Consider the following 17,683-nt stretch of genomic DNA (forward strand, 5'->3'; position numbering starts at 1 on the left):
CTTGAAAAATCGTAGGTTTATTGCTAAATTACCAAATTTAGCCAGAAATGAATAACGAAGGTGCAAGGGTTTTGAGCGATCCTGAGCGGATAACTTGCACTTATTCGAGCTTCAAAAGCTTAAACCCCTTATCTGGTCGGCTTTCTACTTTTATTCAGCAAGCCCTACTTATTACGGTTAATCGACAGAACACGATATTATAATTTTAAAAATTTTCATTTTTTATCCCCAGTTGAGATTTTAAAGTTGAATAATTTAACAATTGAGAAAATCAGTCATAACTTTTGAAATTTCCCTTTTCTGTTACCAAGTCCTGACTGTGAAAATAAAAACTTGACTGCTGATTGACAGGCAAAGAAATCATCACCGAAGTACCTTGATTTACACCCGTGCTGTGCAGGGTAATGCTTCCGATCATAGATTCCATAATCCTGCGCGAGATAGCCAAGCCCAAACCGTTACCGCCAAACTTGCGAGTTGTAGAACCGTCAGCCATCACAAAAGGTTGAAACAATTTCTGCTGCTGCTCGGGATCGATACCAATTCCGGTGTCTTTAATTGTCACCACCACCCAATCGGCTTCGCCTCCCTGACCCATACTTTCCGGGGTACTGCCGTTAAAAATAGCAGAATTATTCCTAGATTCTAGCCGCAGAGATAGACTAATGCTGCCCGACTCTGTAAACTTAACGGCATTGCTCAAAACGTTCAAAAACACCTGTTTTAGCTTTTCCGGATCGGCATGAACAATAATTGGGTCGTGAGGCTCTGGCAAGCTTAATTTCAAACCTTTTTCTTGAATTTGAGCTGCTTGTAACTCAATGGCGTCTTCAAGTACCTGAGTTATATCAACTACTTCTAACATCAGGGAAAAGGTGCCGGATTCTATTTTAGCAATGTCCAAAATATCATTAATAATATTGAGCAATTGCATTGACGAGTCGTGCGCCCGCTGCAAAAACTCCATCTCTTCATCTCGGTCATCGCAGTAGCCGTCCCGCACAATCTGAATAAAACCTATAATCCCGTTGAGTGGTGTTCTCAATTCATGAGAAATATTGCCCAAAAATTCATTTTTTAACTGATTGGCTACTTGCGCTTCCTTGGTGGCTACTTCCAATTCACTCGCCCAGGATCTGAGGCGCTGTACCATGCTGTTGAGTGCTTCTGATAGTTGGTTGAATTCCCTAATTTGGAAATTTTGCGGCACTGCTTCGGGCGCTTCTGTATCCACTTTGAGCGCGTAGTCTCTGAGTTTTTCTAAAGGACGCGCTAAGTCGCGAGATAAATATAAAGTGGCGATGATACTAGCAGCAACCAAACCAACAATTAAATTAAATAAAACTTGCTGAATTTCTTCTAAACCGGACAGAGCGCTATCTAAACGAGAGACAGCTAAAATAATCCATTTGCTGTTTTCCTCTTTAGTTGAAGGGCTCGGTATCGCTGCGTATCCTGCTAGCAACTCTACCCCATTTTTGTCAAAGGAAAACAGGTGGAGAAAAGCTTGTCCGCCTGCGATCGCCCTTCTGACAATACTTTTTAGTCGATCGGCGTCTGCCTCGGCGTCGATATTGCGGCCGACGCGGTTGATATTCGGGTGTGCCAAAATCGTGCCATCTTGGTCGATCGCCACCGTGTAGCCCGCTAGAGAACCCTTAGGAGCGCTGGTTTGCACCGGCAGGGCCGACTGCAAACTCAAAGCATAACTCAACTGCCGGTTGTTGCCCCGACGAATGTAAACAGGAGCGCTCAACACCAAACTGACTTGGCTGTCGCGGCCTTCTTTACCCGCCTCTGGAAAATCCTCACTATCCAAAGCTTGCTTATTGTTGTTTTCTTTCCCCTGCCGCTGCACGGGCCACGCCAGACTGATGTAAACGCTCTTGTCGTCCAGCAGCGTTTGCTGCTGCTGCACGGTGGGCCAAAAATTGGGAGGCAGGGACTGAATCGGCTGCTGCCCGCAAGTGCTCGCGATCACTTGATTTGTCTGTAAATTAGTCAATTGCAAGCAATCTACCTGGGCTGGCAACCGCTGCCCTAATTGCGCGATAAACTTTTGATAATCCTTGGGCTCGACAGACTGCAACATCGAGTTTTGGGAAGCGCCGATCAGATTCGACTTCAGGGATTTTGCCCACTGTTCAATAGTTTCTGCTTTTCTGACGGCACTTTCTGTCAAGTTTTGACGAGCAGTTTCCAGAAGCGTCGAGCGTGCCTTGCGATAGGTAACATACTCCCCCACCAGTAAAACAGGTACGCTCAGCAACAAAATCCGCGACAGTAAAATACGGCGAAAGGAGGATTGACCTAACTTAACCATAGGACATATCTAAATTAAGGTGCAACACCCAACAGAGACCATAGTGCAATAAACCAAACCGATCGACAGCGGGAACCTGTCTGGAGTGTTCTGCTGACGAGACAACACAGCTTCTCAACCACAGTTAAACACAATTATAGAAGCCACCGTACTAATCTCGATGCTAACTGTCTTCACTTAAAGATGCTCAGCAATTTGTCGGGCAAATGCCTGTGATTTCGGTCACATTTACATCTTCAATTCTCCGATCGACTGGCGCCCGACTTGCGCCCTGAGGGGAATATTTTTCCGGCTGCAAAAAAACCTCACCGTTGACACACCGCAGTTGCTCGAAGGTAAAATCGCATCGATGCTGCTGTTGCGGTCGAAGGTAAGAGAAAAGCAATTCTGTATCCGGCTAGCGATCGAGAGATAATTCATGCTAGAGCCGACTTTTTTTTTCTGAATGCCTTCGACATCAACCCGATCGAATCGGGGATGCGAGATTTTGCACCCTGTGAAAGATTTATTTTCACATCCGGTGGATTCGGTGACAACAATTCACCTGTCAAACCATGAGACGATCGAGTAGCCGATCGACTCTCACACCCCTAACGTGGCGAACATTCACCCAAACAGTGCACCCACTCTCCGGAAATTTGCGGTCTCGGCAATAGTCTCCATACCTTAATCATCGATGAAAAAAAACTTTACCAATTATACGTATTATTACACAAACAACCGTCCCAGATATCATCACGCTTATTTGATATCTCCCCTTTTAGAAATGCTGGCGACACTTCAGGATGCCAGCCCTACAAAACTGCGAGTTTTGGATCTCGGCTGCGGCAATGGCAGCCTCAGTCACGTCATAGCAGAGCACGGCTGCGAAGTTGTCGGCGTGGATACTTCTGCACCTGGAATTGCCATCTCCCGTCAAAGTTTCCCCGAGTGTCAGTTTCTCCAAGCAGATATTTATGAACTCCCCGATCTCGATATGCTGCACTCATTTGATGTTGTCTTAGCCGTGGAAGTAATCGAACACTTACTTTATCCGAAAGAATTGGCAAAAAATGCCCACAAATGCCTCAAACCAGGAGGTACGCTAATTATTTCTACCCCCTATCACGGCTATTTAAAAAACCTGGCTATGGCTCTTACTGGTCAACTAGACAAACATTTTACCGTGCTTTGGGACAACGGTCACATTAAATTTTTTTCGGTACAGACCCTGACTAAATTATTAATATCTGAAGGATACACAGACATTGAATTTAAATTTGCTGGTCGTTGCCCTTATTTTTGGAAATCAATGTTATGTTCGAGCACGTTCTCGGGAAAATGATAAATTTTATCATTTTTTGGAGTGGCAAGCTGTCAGAAAATTCAATGCCGTCCCTTAACAACCAGACATCAGCAAAAGTCAAATAAAAGTTTCTGGGTAAAAAAAGTAAAATGACTGTTGGCCTTTGTCGGAAAGGGCGATCAACTGCGGCAGAACCAAACTGCTTTCAACCGCACACACCCTCGCACCTCCCACCCCAGAATTTGCTGAAAACACCAATCAGCATTACCAAATACCGATTCCCATCACCCATGACCCATGACCGATAACTCCCCTTTGCAATTCTTATTTTTTCCCTGACTTTTCCCTAAACATTCCACAGCGTTTCCACAGGCTAGTTCGAGGTTTTCCACAGATTGGGCGAAGTTTTCCACAGAATTTAACGGTAAGGTAGCATCTTACTGCGGAATTGGGGATTTCGTGAACTTGCTGCCTAACTCCTCATACTTGCCTCGAAATATAAATTTATGTAATAAAAATCAGGCTCAAAACCCTATTATTTCGTAAATCTTTTTGGGATAGGGACGGCTTTGTAATATTTCGCAACATTGACAGACGTACCCCCTGATAGCGCACAATGATGCGACCTACCTAAAAAAGCGCTCTGATTTCGGCTGTGCCTGCACCTGTATCCGGCCGAAAGGGGGGTTCTATTTTCAATTTATTAGCGAGACTAAAAAATGATGAACCCAACAGTCAGTATTTTTGCCGAAATTCCCGAAACGCTGCACGATTCTCTCAAAACTTACCTGGAAACCCACCCCGAATGGGATCTAGACCGAGTATTTTGCGCGGCCCTGTCACTGTTTTTGTTGCAAAATGCCGACAGCGGTACGCCGGAAGCCTCGCGCAGCTACCGCCAAGCTGCGAGAGTTTATCTGGAAACTCTGTTTCAATCTCCTCAAGACTTGCACAGTAACAATGTAACTCCGTCGTCTTAAAGGAGAGGGTGCGATCGGGACTTGGGGAAAAATGCTTGGGAAATGCCCGATCGCCAATTCCCGATTCCCAATTGCCAATTCCCGATTCCCGATTCCCGATCGCCAATTCTCAATTTCCTAGTACCGATGCCAAATTCGGTAATCACAAAGCGGTTTTGCAGTACAGCCAAGAACACAAGCCGTGCAAACCCATGTAACATAAAGAGTGCGATATTTTTATGTGTAATATGGAACTTTTAGATACCTTAATTGTAGGTGCGGGTATTAGCGGCTTGAGTTTGGCGCACGCACTTGACAAAGGTGCAACTACTGCATCAATGCTGAAGATTTTAGTTGCTGAGAGTCAGGGACGCGTGGGCGGGAACATCACGACTGCGACGCGGGAAGGATTTCTCTGGGAGGAGGGCCCGAACAGTTTTTCGCCGACGCCTGAATTGCTGAAGTTGGCTGTGGATGTGGGGTTGAAACAAAAGTTGATTTTTGCCGATCGCCAATTACCGCGTTATGTTTATTGGCAAAATAAGCTGCAACCGGTGCCGATGACTCCCGGGGCGATGGTTCAGTCTCAGTTGCTGAGTTTTCCGGGGAAACTGCGGGCGCTGTTTGGGGCTTTGGGGTTTGTGGCGCCAGCCATGGGCGCTCAACTTTCGCAGCAGGGCGATGAGGAAACTGTTTCTCAATTTTTCGCGCGCCATCTGGGGACGGAAGTGATGCAGCGGTTGGTGGAACCCTTTGTGTCTGGTGTGTATGCGGGAGATCCGCAACAGCTTAGCGCGGCGGCGGCTTTTGGCCGGGTAACAAAGATGGCTGATGCGGGTGGCGGGCTGGTGGCGGGGGCGCTGCTTTCTGCTAGGAAAAAACCACCCCTTGGTAAGGGGGCGCTCAAGACTGTTGCAGACCCGAATGTGCCCAAGACTAAGCCGGGGGAGTTGGGCTCGTTTAAAGGCGGGTTGAAGGCTCTGCCAGAGGCGATCGCCGCTCAATTGGGCGATCGGCTGAAACTCAAATGGCACCTGACTCGGATCGATCGCACACCACGCAACACTTATATTGCTGTCTTCTCTACGCCTGACGGACAGCAGGAAGTTGAGGCCCGGACTGTGGTTTTGACAACTCCGGCTTACGTTACAGCCGAGTTGTTGGAGCCGCTGCAACCCTCGCTTAGCAGCGCTTTACAAGCTTTTACTTATCCTACGGTTGCCTGCGTTGTCTTAGCATATCCGGTGTCGGATGTCAAGGGCAAATTAGTGGGTTTTGGGAATTTAATCCCGAGGGGGCAGGGAATTCGCACTCTGGGGACGATTTGGACATCGAGTTTATTTGCAGGTCGGGCGCCTGCGGGCTGGCAAACTCTCACGAGTTATATCGGCGGGGCTACTGATTCGGGCATTGGCAATCTGGACTCGGAACAAATCGTTCGGGAGGTGCATCGAGATTTGTCTAGGATTTTGCTCAAGCCGGAGGCGGCGCAGCCGAAGGTTTTAGCGGTGAATGTGTGGAAGCGGGCAATTCCTCAGTACAATTTGGGTTATTTCGATCGGCTGCAACAGATCGATCGGGGCTTAAAATCATTGCCCGGGCTGTATTTGTGCAGCAACTACGTTGGCGGTGTAGCTTTGGGAGATTGCGTGCGGAGGGGTTTTGAGCGGGCTTCTGAAGTCAGCGAGTATTTGCACGACCAGCAATCAAAGTTTTAAGTCGTGGGGCTGGGGCGATCGGCACCTTACCGTTGCCGCGTCGCGAGGGCGGGTTGACAAATATCGTGGATGTGAATCAAGGATATTTGTCAGCCCGCTTCGGAAGTGTTGTATCTTGTGCTGCTAGGTTGTTGGCTCAAATTTGTAACCCACTCCCCGAACGGTTTGAATCATGGAAATTTGATTGGTATCTGGTTCAATTTTGCGGCGAATTTGACCGATATGGACATCCACCACGCGATCGGCTCCCACATACTCGTAGTCCCAGACTTCTTGCAGCAATTCCGATCGCCTCCATACGCGACCGGGTTTGCTGGCCAAACAGTATAGCAAGTCAAATTCTAAAGCAGTCAAAGCAACTATCTGACTGCTGAGAATTACCTCGCGGCGCACAGGGTCTATTAGTAGCTGCCCAAAGGTAAGAGTTTGTTGTTGAGCGGGAGTAACAATGCGTTTGCGCTTGAGAATTGCTGCAACGCGAGCTCCAATTTCTACAAGGCTAAATGGTTTAGTAATGTAGTCGTCAGCGCCTTCGGCAAACCCTTTCATTTTGTCAGCTTCATCGGTTCGGCTGGTCAGCATCAACACAAACACGCCCGTCCGTCTTTGCATTTCTTGACACAGTTTATACCCAGTAGTATCGGGTAAATTTACATCTAGAACTACTAAGTCAGGATTGAGTTGCTCAAATAATTCCAGACCAGTCTGACCGTCTTCGGCCGACTCAACTTGATAACCTTGCTGGCTCAAAAAACGGTGAATTAAATTGCGGATTGCCGGGTCGTCATCAACCACAAGGATTTTTACAGGGGCCATGACCACAACTTTGCTTGAAGAATTAGGCAAGAATATTCAGCCATAATAATAGAAAAGTGGATACAAATCTCGAAAAAATTGAGCTTTTAATAGTTATAGCCGTATTTATAACCTACGCAAGATTTCGGGCAGTAAATCTCCGGGAACTTTGGATAAGGCTAAATTTTGGCCGGGCAGCCCACATTCACTATAAAAAGCTCTAATCGTTTTGACAATATAGCTCAATGCTGTTTGCCGGGAATCAACTTGGGAGTTGGCCTGGGCTTGCAGGTTGAGTTTATCTCCATATGTTAACCCTTTGTCATTGAGATGTTGTCCCACACCTGCCCACACTTGCAACTGGTGGTGCAGTGCTGCTTCTAGATGGCTGATCTGGGCGGCTTTGTTGGCGGCGAAATCAGGATCTGTGGCTAGTTGGTAGTGGGCTAGTCCGAGATTGTTGCGAGCGGCAAGAGTGTCAAAGGTGAGTTGGGTGCGATCGAGATGCTGGGCGATATCCAGGGCGGCTTCATAGGCGGCAATGGCTTGGTGCAACGATTCCGCGCGCGCCTGTTTTTGCTGGAACTGGTTCGCCAAATGCCAATAAGCGGTACCGAGATTGTTGTAGGTGGCGGCGGCGGCGGCGGGTACTAATTCTCGGGTGCGGTATTTCAAGGCTTCGCAGTAGGCTTCAATCGCCCTGACTAACAAAACTTCTGAGGGTTCGTGCTGGGCGAGGTTCCAGCAGGCTGTGCCGAGGTTGTTTTGCACCCCGGCATAGTTGAGGGGTTCTCGTTCGGGACTGTAGCACGAGAGGGCTTGGGTGTAAGCTTCGATCGCGTTTTTGAGATAGACGATCGGCTCACCGTCTTGGGCTAAATTCCAGTAGGCTGTCGCCAAATTATTCTGAGCCGCAGCGTACTGCTGGGGTTCCCTGGCGGGGTGTAAATCCAGCAGCGCTTGTTGGTAAGCTGCAACTGCTTGCTGCAAGTTCTCTCTCTTGTCTCGATAGCGCGCTAAATCTGCTGAGGCGATGCCTAAATTTTTGTTTAATCTAACGCGACTTTGGGGTGCGGTATTAGCATCTGTGCGGTTCAAACCTTCAAGGTAGAGAGCGATGCTGCGTTCGAGGCACGATACCGGATCGGCGCCGTTGACTGCGCCTGTGCGATCGCGCGACAGCATCCAGTAGAAAGTACCCAGATCGTTGATCAGATCGTCGATTGGGGGTAGGGTATGGGACTCCTCGGCGTCGAGAGTTAAATTTTGTGTCAATTGGACAATCAGTTGCGTGCATTCCTCGGTTGGTGGTTGATGGGACTGCTCGCTGGCGTCGAGTTCGAGGTACGCAATCACTTGCTCGATCGCGCGAATGGCAATTGTCAGGTTTTGTGGCGAAGCATCGCCGGCCAGAATTCGATCGCGGTAGCAATTCCCCAAACTGTGATAAGCCAAAGCCAATGCTTCGGAACAGCACTGATGTTCTTGCAGCAGTTCGATGTATTGCAGGGTTTGCAGCGGCCCAAAATTCTCCTCGGATGCAGGAGCGTTTTCGGATCCCAACTCTTGGGAAGCCGCTGCTAGCACCAAATCGGCTAGTTCGACAGATTTATCAGAATCTGGGGCTGGCGGCGGGGAATCGCCAATGGCAACTTGTGCTTCGGGAATTGGGGATTGTTGGGATTCTGAAGATATTAAAAGTTGGTCGCGCGAGTTTCCCGTGTCGCGCCGGGAACCCAAGTCTTGGGAGTTCCCGAACTCCTCGAAGTGTCCCAAATCTGCTTTTGCTGGAGTCGGTTCGCCTTCAAACTCAAATACTCCGGTGCGCCAGTGCCAAAATTCCGGCGCCGATTGCTCGATCGAACTCAGCCAGGGGCGCGACACCCACAGCAACAGAGCAGATTCGCACAGTTCTAGGTGTGCTTCGATGTCCCTCAAATAGCTCAGGAACGACCACTGTACCGCTGCTGAGTGCCTGGTCAGGTGTTCTGCCCCCAAAAATTGAAATCCTGGCGCATTGCCTGTACTGTCGCGATTTTGGGGCGGTGGGTGTTGGGTCAGCCACGCGGCGATCGAGGCCCAAGGATTGGGATCGCTCAAGTCTAGTTCCAAACTGACAAATCGCGGGTAGTCGATCGCAGACCCAGCACCTGACTCGGCGCTGGCTAATTCTGCGTGCAAGCGGGCTGCCAGACAGTCCCGCAAGCACAAGTCGTCGCAAGCGGCGATAAAAATTTGACGCCGTAAGTTGAGGTCGATCGCCTGTTTCAAGCGTTGATAGATTTGCTTGTTAGAGCTAGAAACTTTTTGGGAAGGAATAGACATCAGAATCTGGCGATTTTAGATTTTAGATTTTAGATTTTAGATTTGGGATTGTAGATTGTAGATTTTAGACTCAGGAGTTGAAATCTCGATGCTCGTAGCTCACAACGCCAGCCTGTTCGGCAGTCTAATCGCACCGGTGATGACTCGATAATTGTAGATTTTTAATTGGCAACTTTCTGTTTGCGAGACACCAAAAAAACGGTATAAGCCCCCGACGTTCAGGAGTGTCGATCCCAAAATTCGAGAATCTGGTTCAATCTCCCAGATTTATTTATGAAGTAAATCGAAAATGGAGAATCGACTGAGGCTCCGGCCTGATGAATTGCCACCCAAATCCCTGAAGCCGACTGCACAGAGGAAAAAACCAAATTTCTCGCGATCTTATCTAGTTTTCTAGCTTGCGAGGCACGCTTCAGGACTATTGCAACTACCTGCTTTTTATTGAAACACAAAAACCATGTTGACCTTGGTAGGGAAACATGGTTTGTCGAAGCAGTATTTAAAATTCGATTTTGAACAGCTTAGAGTGTCAGCCCAGTTTTTATACTGAAGCAGCCACATACACTAAACCGGCCACTAACAGGGCTGCTGCAATACCCAGGATGATGTAGTTCCGTTGCTGGTTCTTGTTGGGATATTCGGCGCCGTACATCTTCGGCTCCTTGGCAAAGTTGTTCAAGCGTCCGTCTTCTTCGGTGGTGTAAGGCATTGGCAACAATCCTCAATATTTTTGATTGCCATCACTTTACCAAAAAACGCTATCAAAGTGCCGTTGAATATTCGGAAATTTATTTTGAGGTGACAGTGCCGGTTTCGGGGGAAGAGGCGATAGCGTAATCTTTGACTGGCATTCTTCCTGCTAAGTACGCGATCCGTCCGGCTTCTGCTGCCATTCCCATGGCTTTTGCCATTGCTGGAGAATTCTGGGCATTGGCGATCGCAGAATTAATTAACAGTGCATCGGCGCCCATCTCCATTGCTTGGGCTGCTTCGCTGGGAGTGCCGATCCCGGCATCCACCACCACAGGAATCTTTACCGTGTCAATAATGATTTGAATGTTGGCAGAATTATTGATCCCTTGCCCCGAACCGATGGGGGAACCTAAAGGCATGACAGTCGCACAACCGACTTCTTCTAGGCGTTTTGCCAGTAGCGGATCGGCATTGATGTAGGGCAAAACGGCAAAACCTTCTTTGACTAATTGTGTTGCGGCTTCCAAAGTGCCGATCGGATCTGGCAGCAAATACTTAGCATCAGGAATCACTTCTAACTTGACAAAATTATTATCTTCCTGCCCCAAAAGTTTCGCCATTTCCCGGCCCAAACGAGCCACTCTAATCGCCTCATCCGCAGTTTGACAACCAGCAGTATTCGGCAGCATCCAAATTTTAGTCCAATCCAGAGCCTGGGCCAATCCTTCATGACCGGGAGCATTTGTTTGCACTCGGCGCACAGCCACAGTCACAATTTCGCACCTGCTAGCATTGACACTTTGCTGCATTTCGGCAATGCTGCGATATTTTCCCGTCCCCGTCATCAAGCGAGAATGAAAAGTTTTGCCAGCAATCACCAAAGGTTTATCTAAAATATTTAAGGGTAAATTATCTGAGCTTAATGGTGCGAGGTGTCCCAGTTTAGAATCGCCAAAAATAGCATATTCTAGCCCCTCTTCCCATTCTTCTCTGCCTCCGAGCATATTTTCTAGGAGCCAACCTTCTTTGTTTGTTAGTAAATCCTGAGTTACTGCGTAAATAATCTCTCCAACAATAATCAATTTTGCATCGCGCGGCATATTATTTTTTATCCCGCCATTTACAATTTCTTCAAATTCTTGAAAAACGTTCCCCATTTTCCCATTCCTCTCTAGTGATTTTTTGAACAGATTGGTTGTTGAAAACCAAAATAACTGTCTGTATTAACTGCTGGACATCCCAATATATAGCTTGTCGAATGCCTTGATCTATTTCTCGAATGTCGTAAATTTCTATATTTACGTGAAAAATGACTACATTTGCACTTTGATTTTTAGCTTTCCCAAATCCTTCTTGTACTCTATTTTTGAGATTTTTAGACTCTTTGGTTAATTCCTTAAATTCGCAAATCTGACCGTCAATCTCAGCATCTGGCGTTCTCACACCCTGTGCTGCTTGTTCGCTCAGCATTCTAACTCTCTTCCCTATTTTAGCGAAAACTTCAGCAACAAAGATTTCCGAATTATTAAGATTATGTTGTTGGTGGATGAGTACAAATCCGCCAGCTATCTCATCAAAATAATATCGCTGATATTCCGGTTCTGCGTTTTCGTAGATGGCTCTGCTGGTCTGGATATATTCTGAATTCACCGTTATTATACTCTCAATGGACTCCGATCGCCTAAACTTAAATCTATGAAAGCAACCGTCGAGCAACTGGGCGAAATTGGGATATTTGCCAGCTTAAACCGAACTGATTTAGAGCAATTGCAAGAACATACAGCAATTCGGACTTACCGACAGGGAGAAGTTGTGATGTATGAGGGCGATCGCATCCCCGAAAAATTATACACGCTTTTGAGCGGTTCGTTGCGGGTGGCAAAAACAGCGGCGGCGGGCAAAGAAACAATTCTCCGCACTTTGTTTCCGGGAGATATTTTTGCTGCACCTGCTTTACTCGGTAACGGAATTGCGCCGGCAACGGTGACGGCAGAAACTGACGTGCAAGTTCTTACCACAGAACGGGAATTTTTGCTAGCAGCAATTCGGCAAAATCCTGAGATTGCTTTGCGAATTTTGGCGGTTTTTAACCAGCGGTTGCAGCAATTACACGAGACTGTGCATGGTTTGGTGTCGGAAAGGGCGATCGTCCGGCTGGCCAGATTTATTCATTATTTTGGTATGGAGCAAGGCACGAAGATTGTGGATAATAGTGTATGTTTGGAAAAACGTTTGCCCTACTATCAAATTGCTCGCAGTATTGGCATTACCTATGAAGAATGCGTGCGTTTGTTTAAGAAACTTAAGCCGTTTGTATCCTACAGTCGAGGCGGTAAAATTACTGTGTTGGATTGGATAAAATTGGAGGATATCGCCTCTGGAGATGAGATAGATTAAAGCCTTCTTGAAAATAAGACGGCGGTTGAAACCGCGTCTACACAAACAATGTCCGCGTAAGACGGCGGTTGAAACCGCGTCTACACAAACAATGTCCGCCTCCGCGGACTCAAGAGAAAGAAATCAGACGGCGAATTCCATTCGCCGGGTATTATTGGAGTCATTCTTCAACCCACGGAGGTGGGTTTTGTTCGTGTCGCCGCGAATTCCATTCGCCCGGTATTATTCTCACGAATTCCATTCGCCGGGTATTATTGGAGTCATTCTTCAACCCACGGAGGTGGGTTTTGTTCGTGTCGCCGCGAATTCCATTCGCCCGGTATTATTCTCACGAATTCCATTCGCCCGGTATTATTGGATTCATTCTTCAACCCGCGGAGGCGGGTTTTGTTTGTGTCGCCGCGAATTCCATTCGCCCGGTCTTATTCTCACGAATTCCATTCGCCCGGTCTTATTCTCACGAATTCCATTCACCCGGTCTTATTTTCACTCCGAAAATGTCAAAATAAACGCCAAATTCTCTTCGGCTTTCAAAGCATGGGGAGCGCGAGCAGGCATAAATACAAACACCCCCGGTTCCAAGATAATGTCCTTACCTTCCAGAGTCAAAATCCCTTTTCCTTCGATTACATTAACTGTGGCATTCCGCGCAGAAGTGTGTTCGGAAATGTCCGAACCTGCGGCCAGACAAAGTAAAGTATGCTGACAATTATTGTCTTTGACTAAAATTTTGCTCAGCACTCCGGCGGCGGGATATTCAATTGTGTCTCGGAGTTGGATTGCTGAAGATTGTAATGGTAAAATGGTAGCAGTCATAAATTTTGACTCCGTAATGCGATTTTAGATTTTAGATTTTGGATTTTAGATTGAGGCTGACTGATGAATGGAAGGGTTGAATCTGACCCAAGGTTACATTATTTTGGGAAATAGGTTTAAGATTGTTTAGTTGCACAGATGATGATGTAGCCTAAATCCTGTTGGTAATCCTGGAAAACTCGACGCATTGCTAAGATCCGATCGCGAATTTGCTCACAACTAAAAACATTCCACAAAATCCGCGCAGTGCCCGCAAACCCTTCATCCTCAAGCATTCGCCGGAAGTTGAGGAGTCCCATCGCCCCGGTTTGACACTTTTCTACCTGCAAACCGGCGTTTTGACAAACCGCAATCCAGCCCGACTCAGACAAAGGCGTGGAATTAGCGCGAGTCACTTCCGACAAAGCTTTGTGGATTTCTGATTCTCGGTTTCGGGCTAAAAGTTCGTGCGATAGAAACTTACCACCTGGTTTTAGCCGATCGCCAATTCCCGATAAAATTTTAGCTTTTCCCGATCGCGATTGCATCGTCAGGATAGCTTCAGCCAACACCCAATCAAACTGTTGCGAGATCCGATCCAAGTGCAAAATATCTCCTTCGACAATTTCCACTCGATCGCCCAAACCCGCTGCTGCAACGTTAGCACGGGCGCGCACCACACTGTCGGGATTGTTCTCAACTCCCACTACTTTAACGCCAAAACGTTCAGCAAGGGCGATCGAGCTATATCCAAAACTTGCAGCCAACTCCAAAACAGTTTCGCCCGGTTGAAAATCCGCCCATTCAAACAACATTTCAGTAGCAACTTTTCCCCCCGGCCTCAGCATTTTCTTACCAGCCGCTGCTAGGACTTCATGGCCCGGTGCAGTCTGCAAATTGAGAGTAGTATTGGTCATTGATTTGACCTCCTATTTAACCTTACTCTCAGTTTGCCAAATTCTCCCAAAGCTTTCTATGATCTAGCTCATATTCAAATTCTTGTAGGGTGCGTCAGCCTCCTGAATTTTGATAATTATCCCAAAGATTTAGAAATGCTGACGCACCCTACAATAGCGCGATTTATATTCTCGTAGGGTGCGTCAGCCTCCTAGATTCTTGCAGTTATCCGAAAGATTTAAAGAGGCTGACGCACACTACAATATCGGGAAAGGCCCGCAGCAATCAACTGAAGGCAGAAGATCCCATGCGTAAAGCTCGTACCTCCTCGCGGTTATACGCAAAAACCTCCTGCCGCTCCTCATACGTCCATTTGCTGTAATGAACAATTTTTTCAAGAATAAAATCTATAGACCTTCCCGCAAAAGCATCTTCCAAAATTCGCTCTAAACCTGTTTCAGCAAAAGCAGCTAATAAAATAGTAGCTTTTAAGTTTCGTTTACTTGTAGCTTCGTAAGTAATAAGTTTTACGAAATCTCGAATACCAAGAGTTTTTATCAAAAAAGAACCTGTTTGGTCATGACCTTTATTAACAACATTTGCCCAAACTATTTCTCCAGAGAAACCCATTTCGCGCAAGGTTTTCAGCGTTTCAGACCCCCATTCTGTTAGCTCGAAAAAAAAGCTATCTGAGTAGCCCAAAGTAGCTCCTATATTCTCAACACCCAGGCGCTTCTCACTACTTAGAAGCATATATGCCTCTAAAACAGATTCACCAAGATTTACTTGGCAGTTAACAGCCTTAGTGACATCATTTTGAAAATTATCTGTCATAGCAATCTATTTGTTTAAAGTTAACTATAAGACTGCATACATTATACCTTCTCAATAGTCCGGACTGTTTTTTAACGCCCTGTAAGCCTTACTTGGCTTGTCCTACCATTTTTAACGCATTTTTTGAAACTTAGCGCTGGACTTAAATGAAATAAAAAATAGTCCACTATACAGCAAGTCTGGGTTTCTGGTACTCGACCAATGCCAAAAACTGTCCAAAGTATTGCCAAGACTTCGGACAGTTTTTGATTTTTCAGGCACTCGCTAAACACCAGTCATTGTTTTAGTAGAACTTGCTGCTGTTAAATCTGCGGGCGAATTTGCTCGGATGGCGCGGAACATTCCAAACCTACAAAGCCCCGCACCAAATGCTAAACGCATTAGTAAAAGAGTCGGTACTTCTCGCAGAGACTTGATGAAACCCGATACACCAAAACGCACTAATCCGGCCGGTCTAACTATACCTTGCCAGATAGAATCTATCCAGGAAGGAAGGGTTTCATTCGTCCAATCTCCGGTAGTTACAGCGCCCTCCACAAACCCTGTTGCTTCTAAAAGTTCTGAAAAGCCCTCGATGCTTGAAAAAGCCGGATGCGACCATTGATCCAGCAGTTGTTGCATTACCGGTTTCTCCCAGAAATTGAGCGGGATTTGGCGATCGTCCCTTTGATTCCAATCGGCCACAACTAGCACACCACCGGGCTTTACGACTCTCATCAACTCTTTCGCGAAGACGGCTTTATCTGGCATATGTGGGCCAGCTTCGATCGACCAAACCACATCAAAACTCGCATCTGGAAACGACAGCGCCATCGCATCATCCACCCGAAACTGTAAATCGAGATCGGGGGGAGTTAATTCTTGGGCGCGTTTAACTTGCTGCGGGCTGATGGTAATCCCTGTGACAGCAAACCGATAATCCTGGGCCAGAATCCGGCTGCTACCGCCAATTCCACAGCCCACATCTAAGACTGTAGTACCAGCAGGTAATCGATCCAAGCCGCCCCAGCGCACCATTTCATGCACAAAATCCGATTTGGCGGCGAGGAAATCTTTCCGTTGTGGCGGGGAACCATAATGGCCTAAATGGATGTGTTCGCCCCAATAAAACTCTAAAATGCCGTCTTCCGTCCATTCGTCGTAGGAATTGGCCACGGAGTCGGATGATTGATAAGGGCGAGCTGTGATTAAATAGATCAAAAGGGCGATCGCCAGCAGTGCAAACAAAACTCCAAATACAACAACAAATAAATTCATTTTTTACCTTCTCTTCAAAGCTGAATACAGACTGAAATTCCAAAAAAATCTGGCAATTGAACGATTATAAGATAAGACAGCGGTTTCAACCGCCAGAAAGTCAAGTCAAACGATGCCTGCACTTCGACAAGCGATAGCGAACCCCTCCGCGGACTGAAGCATAAAACATAATTTTCAGTGCTCGTTATTCAACCCGCGGAGGTGTTCGGCGAGCGAAGTCGAGTCGCGGGTTTTGTCTGTATAGAAGCGGTTTCAACCGCCATGTGTTCTACATTAACTAATTGAGTTTCTGCTTTTTCTCTAAATAATGCGATCGATTGCAAGCTATCAGAATCGGCATCCCAAAGAATGAACTTGAAACAATCAGGAATCTCCCAAATAGTCAGGATTTTTGAATTACCAAGCAGGTGCAGATTAGCATTGTGACACGCCCGAAGATTGTAATTAGGGATGCGCTCAGAGAGATGATGAATATTGTGATAAGCAATATCAGCCGAAAACCAATTGAGAATTCTGGGTAATTTCAGATAACTACTACCTTCGATCGCGCCCAGCAGATAGTCCCAGCCCTCTGTTTTGTGAGCGTAGGAACCCTCAAAGTTATGCTGCACAAAGAAGATACAGATAAATATCGCCGCTGAGCAAGTCATCACAATTGAGTAAACACTCCAGAAAAACCCAACCCCAAGTAAGTTACCCAGATACAGCCAGCTACCAACAACACAAATATTGTTGAATAGTAAATCCCAAAACTCAGCCGTCGTATACCAATGTTTAGATTTATAAGAAGCAATGATTCTCGATAAACCCATGCCCAAATCTTGACTTAGACAATCAAAAGTATGTCGGATAAAACCAGCAATTCCCAAGATTAGCGCGAGTCTTGGTTTGATAATTAGGTAGAAAAAACCACCAGGAAACAGCATCAACGGATGTCTCAGCACCTGATATATTTTTTGATTGAATGTACTGAGCGCCGCAAATTTTTCGGTAGTAGTCAATGCCGAAGGGCCTCGATACATATCCCAATTACCATTATTTTTGTGATGGTAAGCGTGTCCCCTAGACCAGGGATACTGAGGAATTGCATTGATGATACCGAGCAGAAAACCCACGGTGCGATTGACTTTTTTGGAACTAAACAAAGAATAGTGCCCACAATCGTGCATCAAGGAGAAACACCGTCCTGAAAACAGTGTCATCAAGACCAGAATCGGCGGCAGCAGCCATACAGAAAGGGCAGTAGCTTTAAATGCTAAAAACCATAAAAATAGATAGGGAATTACTGTATTAAGTATTTGGCAACTAGCTTTAAAATTGTTGCTTTTTATGTAAGGAGCTAGCACAAAGTCTGACTTTTTAATGGCGTTCTTCATTCCAATTTCTCGCCATAGTACGTCAATTG

General features: G+C 46.5%; 17 protein-coding genes. 4 read left to right on the forward strand and 13 right to left on the reverse strand.

Annotation, left to right across the window (positions count from 1 at the left end; genetic code table 11):
• Window positions 1-271: 271 nt before the first annotated feature.
• The gene (locus QZW47_RS22560; RefSeq protein ID WP_293131761.1) at window positions 272-2,323 is read right to left on the reverse strand and encodes an ATP-binding protein; all 2,052 of its coding nucleotides are present in this window, start codon (window positions 2,321-2,323) and stop codon (window positions 272-274) included.
• A gap of 228 nt (window positions 2,324-2,551) precedes the next feature.
• Entirely contained in the window at window positions 2,552-2,743 is a 192-nt protein-coding gene (locus QZW47_RS22565) for a hypothetical protein (protein ID WP_293131764.1), read from the reverse strand.
• A gap of 325 nt (window positions 2,744-3,068) precedes the next feature.
• Here QZW47_RS22565 and QZW47_RS22570 point away from each other — a divergent pair, with 325 nt between their 5' ends.
• Window positions 3,069-3,647 carry a class I SAM-dependent methyltransferase gene (locus tag QZW47_RS22570; RefSeq protein WP_366930920.1) on the forward strand — a complete coding sequence of 193 codons (579 nt, stop codon included), beginning with the start codon at window positions 3,069-3,071 and terminating at the stop codon, window positions 3,645-3,647.
• A gap of 683 nt (window positions 3,648-4,330) precedes the next feature.
• On the forward strand, window positions 4,331-4,588 hold the full coding sequence (locus QZW47_RS22575) for a DUF2811 domain-containing protein (protein ID WP_050813024.1): 258 nt from the start codon (window positions 4,331-4,333) through the stop codon (window positions 4,586-4,588).
• Here the strand turns inward: QZW47_RS22575 and QZW47_RS22580 are convergent.
• On the reverse strand, window positions 4,585-4,788 hold the full coding sequence (locus tag QZW47_RS22580) for a hypothetical protein (protein ID WP_293131770.1): 204 nt from the start codon (window positions 4,786-4,788) through the stop codon (window positions 4,585-4,587). The genes QZW47_RS22575 and QZW47_RS22580 overlap by 4 nt on opposite strands.
• Before the next feature lie 27 nt (window positions 4,789-4,815).
• Here QZW47_RS22580 and hemG point away from each other — a divergent pair, with 27 nt between their 5' ends.
• A complete protein-coding gene (hemG, locus tag QZW47_RS22585; protein WP_293131934.1) occupies window positions 4,816-6,285 on the forward strand; it encodes a protoporphyrinogen oxidase in 1,470 nt (489 codons plus the stop codon).
• A 123-nt stretch (window positions 6,286-6,408) separates the two neighbouring features.
• Here hemG and QZW47_RS22590 read toward each other — a convergent pair whose 3' ends face one another.
• The 5 genes from QZW47_RS22590 to QZW47_RS22610 form a co-directional block, all read right to left on the reverse strand.
• The gene (locus tag QZW47_RS22590) at window positions 6,409-7,101 is read right to left on the reverse strand and encodes a response regulator transcription factor (RefSeq protein WP_293131773.1); all 693 of its coding nucleotides are present in this window, start codon (window positions 7,099-7,101) and stop codon (window positions 6,409-6,411) included.
• A 105-nt stretch (window positions 7,102-7,206) separates the two neighbouring features.
• Complete coding sequence (locus tag QZW47_RS22595) at window positions 7,207-9,405, reverse strand: tetratricopeptide repeat protein (protein WP_293131776.1); 2,199 nt, start codon at window positions 9,403-9,405, stop codon at window positions 7,207-7,209.
• A 541-nt stretch (window positions 9,406-9,946) separates the two neighbouring features.
• The gene (locus QZW47_RS22600; protein ID WP_293131779.1) at window positions 9,947-10,114 is read right to left on the reverse strand and encodes a ssl1498 family light-harvesting-like protein; all 168 of its coding nucleotides are present in this window, start codon (window positions 10,112-10,114) and stop codon (window positions 9,947-9,949) included.
• A gap of 79 nt (window positions 10,115-10,193) precedes the next feature.
• The gene (locus QZW47_RS22605) at window positions 10,194-11,255 is read right to left on the reverse strand and encodes a thiazole synthase (RefSeq protein ID WP_293131782.1); all 1,062 of its coding nucleotides are present in this window, start codon (window positions 11,253-11,255) and stop codon (window positions 10,194-10,196) included.
• Window positions 11,230-11,748, reverse strand: coding sequence for a hypothetical protein (locus tag QZW47_RS22610; protein WP_293131784.1), 519 nt, complete (start codon window positions 11,746-11,748; stop codon window positions 11,230-11,232). The genes QZW47_RS22605 and QZW47_RS22610 overlap by 26 nt, the downstream gene beginning before the upstream one ends.
• 45 nt (window positions 11,749-11,793) lie before the next feature.
• On the opposite strand from QZW47_RS22610, the gene QZW47_RS22615 reads away from it, so the two are divergent.
• Window positions 11,794-12,495: a Crp/Fnr family transcriptional regulator gene (locus QZW47_RS22615; RefSeq protein ID WP_293131786.1), complete on the forward strand. Its 702-nt coding sequence runs from the start codon at window positions 11,794-11,796 to the stop codon at window positions 12,493-12,495.
• A gap of 486 nt (window positions 12,496-12,981) precedes the next feature.
• On the opposite strand, the gene QZW47_RS22620 is transcribed toward QZW47_RS22615, so the two are convergent.
• The 5 genes from QZW47_RS22620 to QZW47_RS22640 form a co-directional block, all read right to left on the reverse strand.
• Complete coding sequence (locus QZW47_RS22620) at window positions 12,982-13,311, reverse strand: cupin domain-containing protein (RefSeq protein ID WP_293131788.1); 330 nt, start codon at window positions 13,309-13,311, stop codon at window positions 12,982-12,984.
• Window positions 13,312-13,427: 116 nt separating this feature from the next.
• Window positions 13,428-14,207 carry a methyltransferase domain-containing protein gene (locus tag QZW47_RS22625; RefSeq protein ID WP_293131790.1) on the reverse strand — a complete coding sequence of 260 codons (780 nt, stop codon included), beginning with the start codon at window positions 14,205-14,207 and terminating at the stop codon, window positions 13,428-13,430.
• 265 nt (window positions 14,208-14,472) lie between these two features.
• Window positions 14,473-15,021, reverse strand: a complete 549-nt coding sequence (locus QZW47_RS22630; protein WP_293131793.1) for a hypothetical protein — start codon at window positions 15,019-15,021, stop codon at window positions 14,473-14,475.
• 264 nt (window positions 15,022-15,285) lie between these two features.
• The gene (locus tag QZW47_RS22635; RefSeq protein WP_293131796.1) at window positions 15,286-16,278 is read right to left on the reverse strand and encodes a methyltransferase domain-containing protein; all 993 of its coding nucleotides are present in this window, start codon (window positions 16,276-16,278) and stop codon (window positions 15,286-15,288) included.
• Window positions 16,279-16,466: 188 nt separating this feature from the next.
• A complete protein-coding gene (locus QZW47_RS22640; protein WP_293131799.1) occupies window positions 16,467-17,654 on the reverse strand; it encodes a fatty acid desaturase in 1,188 nt (395 codons plus the stop codon).
• Between the last annotated feature and the right edge of the window lie 29 nt (window positions 17,655-17,683).

The organism is Microcoleus sp. bin38.metabat.b11b12b14.051, assembly GCF_013299165.1.
In the GTDB taxonomy this organism is placed as follows: Bacteria; Cyanobacteriota; Cyanobacteriia; order Cyanobacteriales; family Microcoleaceae; genus Microcoleus.

Bases quoted from the DNA above. Each gene is read 5' to 3' on its own strand.
- QZW47_RS22560 (WP_293131761.1), bottom strand. From the start codon at position 2,323: ATGGTTAAGTTAGGTCAATCCTCCTTTCGCCGTATTTTACTGTCGCGG.
- QZW47_RS22565 (WP_293131764.1), bottom strand. From the start codon at position 2,743: ATGAATTATCTCTCGATCGCTAGCCGGATACAGAATTGCTTTTCTCTT.
- QZW47_RS22575 (WP_050813024.1), top strand. From the start codon at position 4,331: ATGAACCCAACAGTCAGTATTTTTGCCGAAATTCCCGAAACGCTGCAC.
- QZW47_RS22580 (WP_293131770.1), bottom strand. From the start codon at position 4,788: ATGTTACATGGGTTTGCACGGCTTGTGTTCTTGGCTGTACTGCAAAAC.
- hemG (WP_293131934.1), top strand. From the start codon at position 4,816: ATGGAACTTTTAGATACCTTAATTGTAGGTGCGGGTATTAGCGGCTTG.
- QZW47_RS22590 (WP_293131773.1), bottom strand. From the start codon at position 7,101: ATGGCCCCTGTAAAAATCCTTGTGGTTGATGACGACCCGGCAATCCGC.
- QZW47_RS22595 (WP_293131776.1), bottom strand. From the start codon at position 9,405: ATGTCTATTCCTTCCCAAAAAGTTTCTAGCTCTAACAAGCAAATCTAT.
- QZW47_RS22600 (WP_293131779.1), bottom strand. From the start codon at position 10,114: ATGCCTTACACCACCGAAGAAGACGGACGCTTGAACAACTTTGCCAAG.
- QZW47_RS22605 (WP_293131782.1), bottom strand. From the start codon at position 11,255: ATGGGGAACGTTTTTCAAGAATTTGAAGAAATTGTAAATGGCGGGATA.
- QZW47_RS22615 (WP_293131786.1), top strand. From the start codon at position 11,794: ATGAAAGCAACCGTCGAGCAACTGGGCGAAATTGGGATATTTGCCAGC.
- QZW47_RS22620 (WP_293131788.1), bottom strand. From the start codon at position 13,311: ATGACTGCTACCATTTTACCATTACAATCTTCAGCAATCCAACTCCGA.
- QZW47_RS22625 (WP_293131790.1), bottom strand. From the start codon at position 14,207: ATGACCAATACTACTCTCAATTTGCAGACTGCACCGGGCCATGAAGTC.
- QZW47_RS22630 (WP_293131793.1), bottom strand. From the start codon at position 15,021: ATGACAGATAATTTTCAAAATGATGTCACTAAGGCTGTTAACTGCCAA.
- QZW47_RS22635 (WP_293131796.1), bottom strand. From the start codon at position 16,278: ATGAATTTATTTGTTGTTGTATTTGGAGTTTTGTTTGCACTGCTGGCG.
- QZW47_RS22640 (WP_293131799.1), bottom strand. From the start codon at position 17,654: ATGAAGAACGCCATTAAAAAGTCAGACTTTGTGCTAGCTCCTTACATA.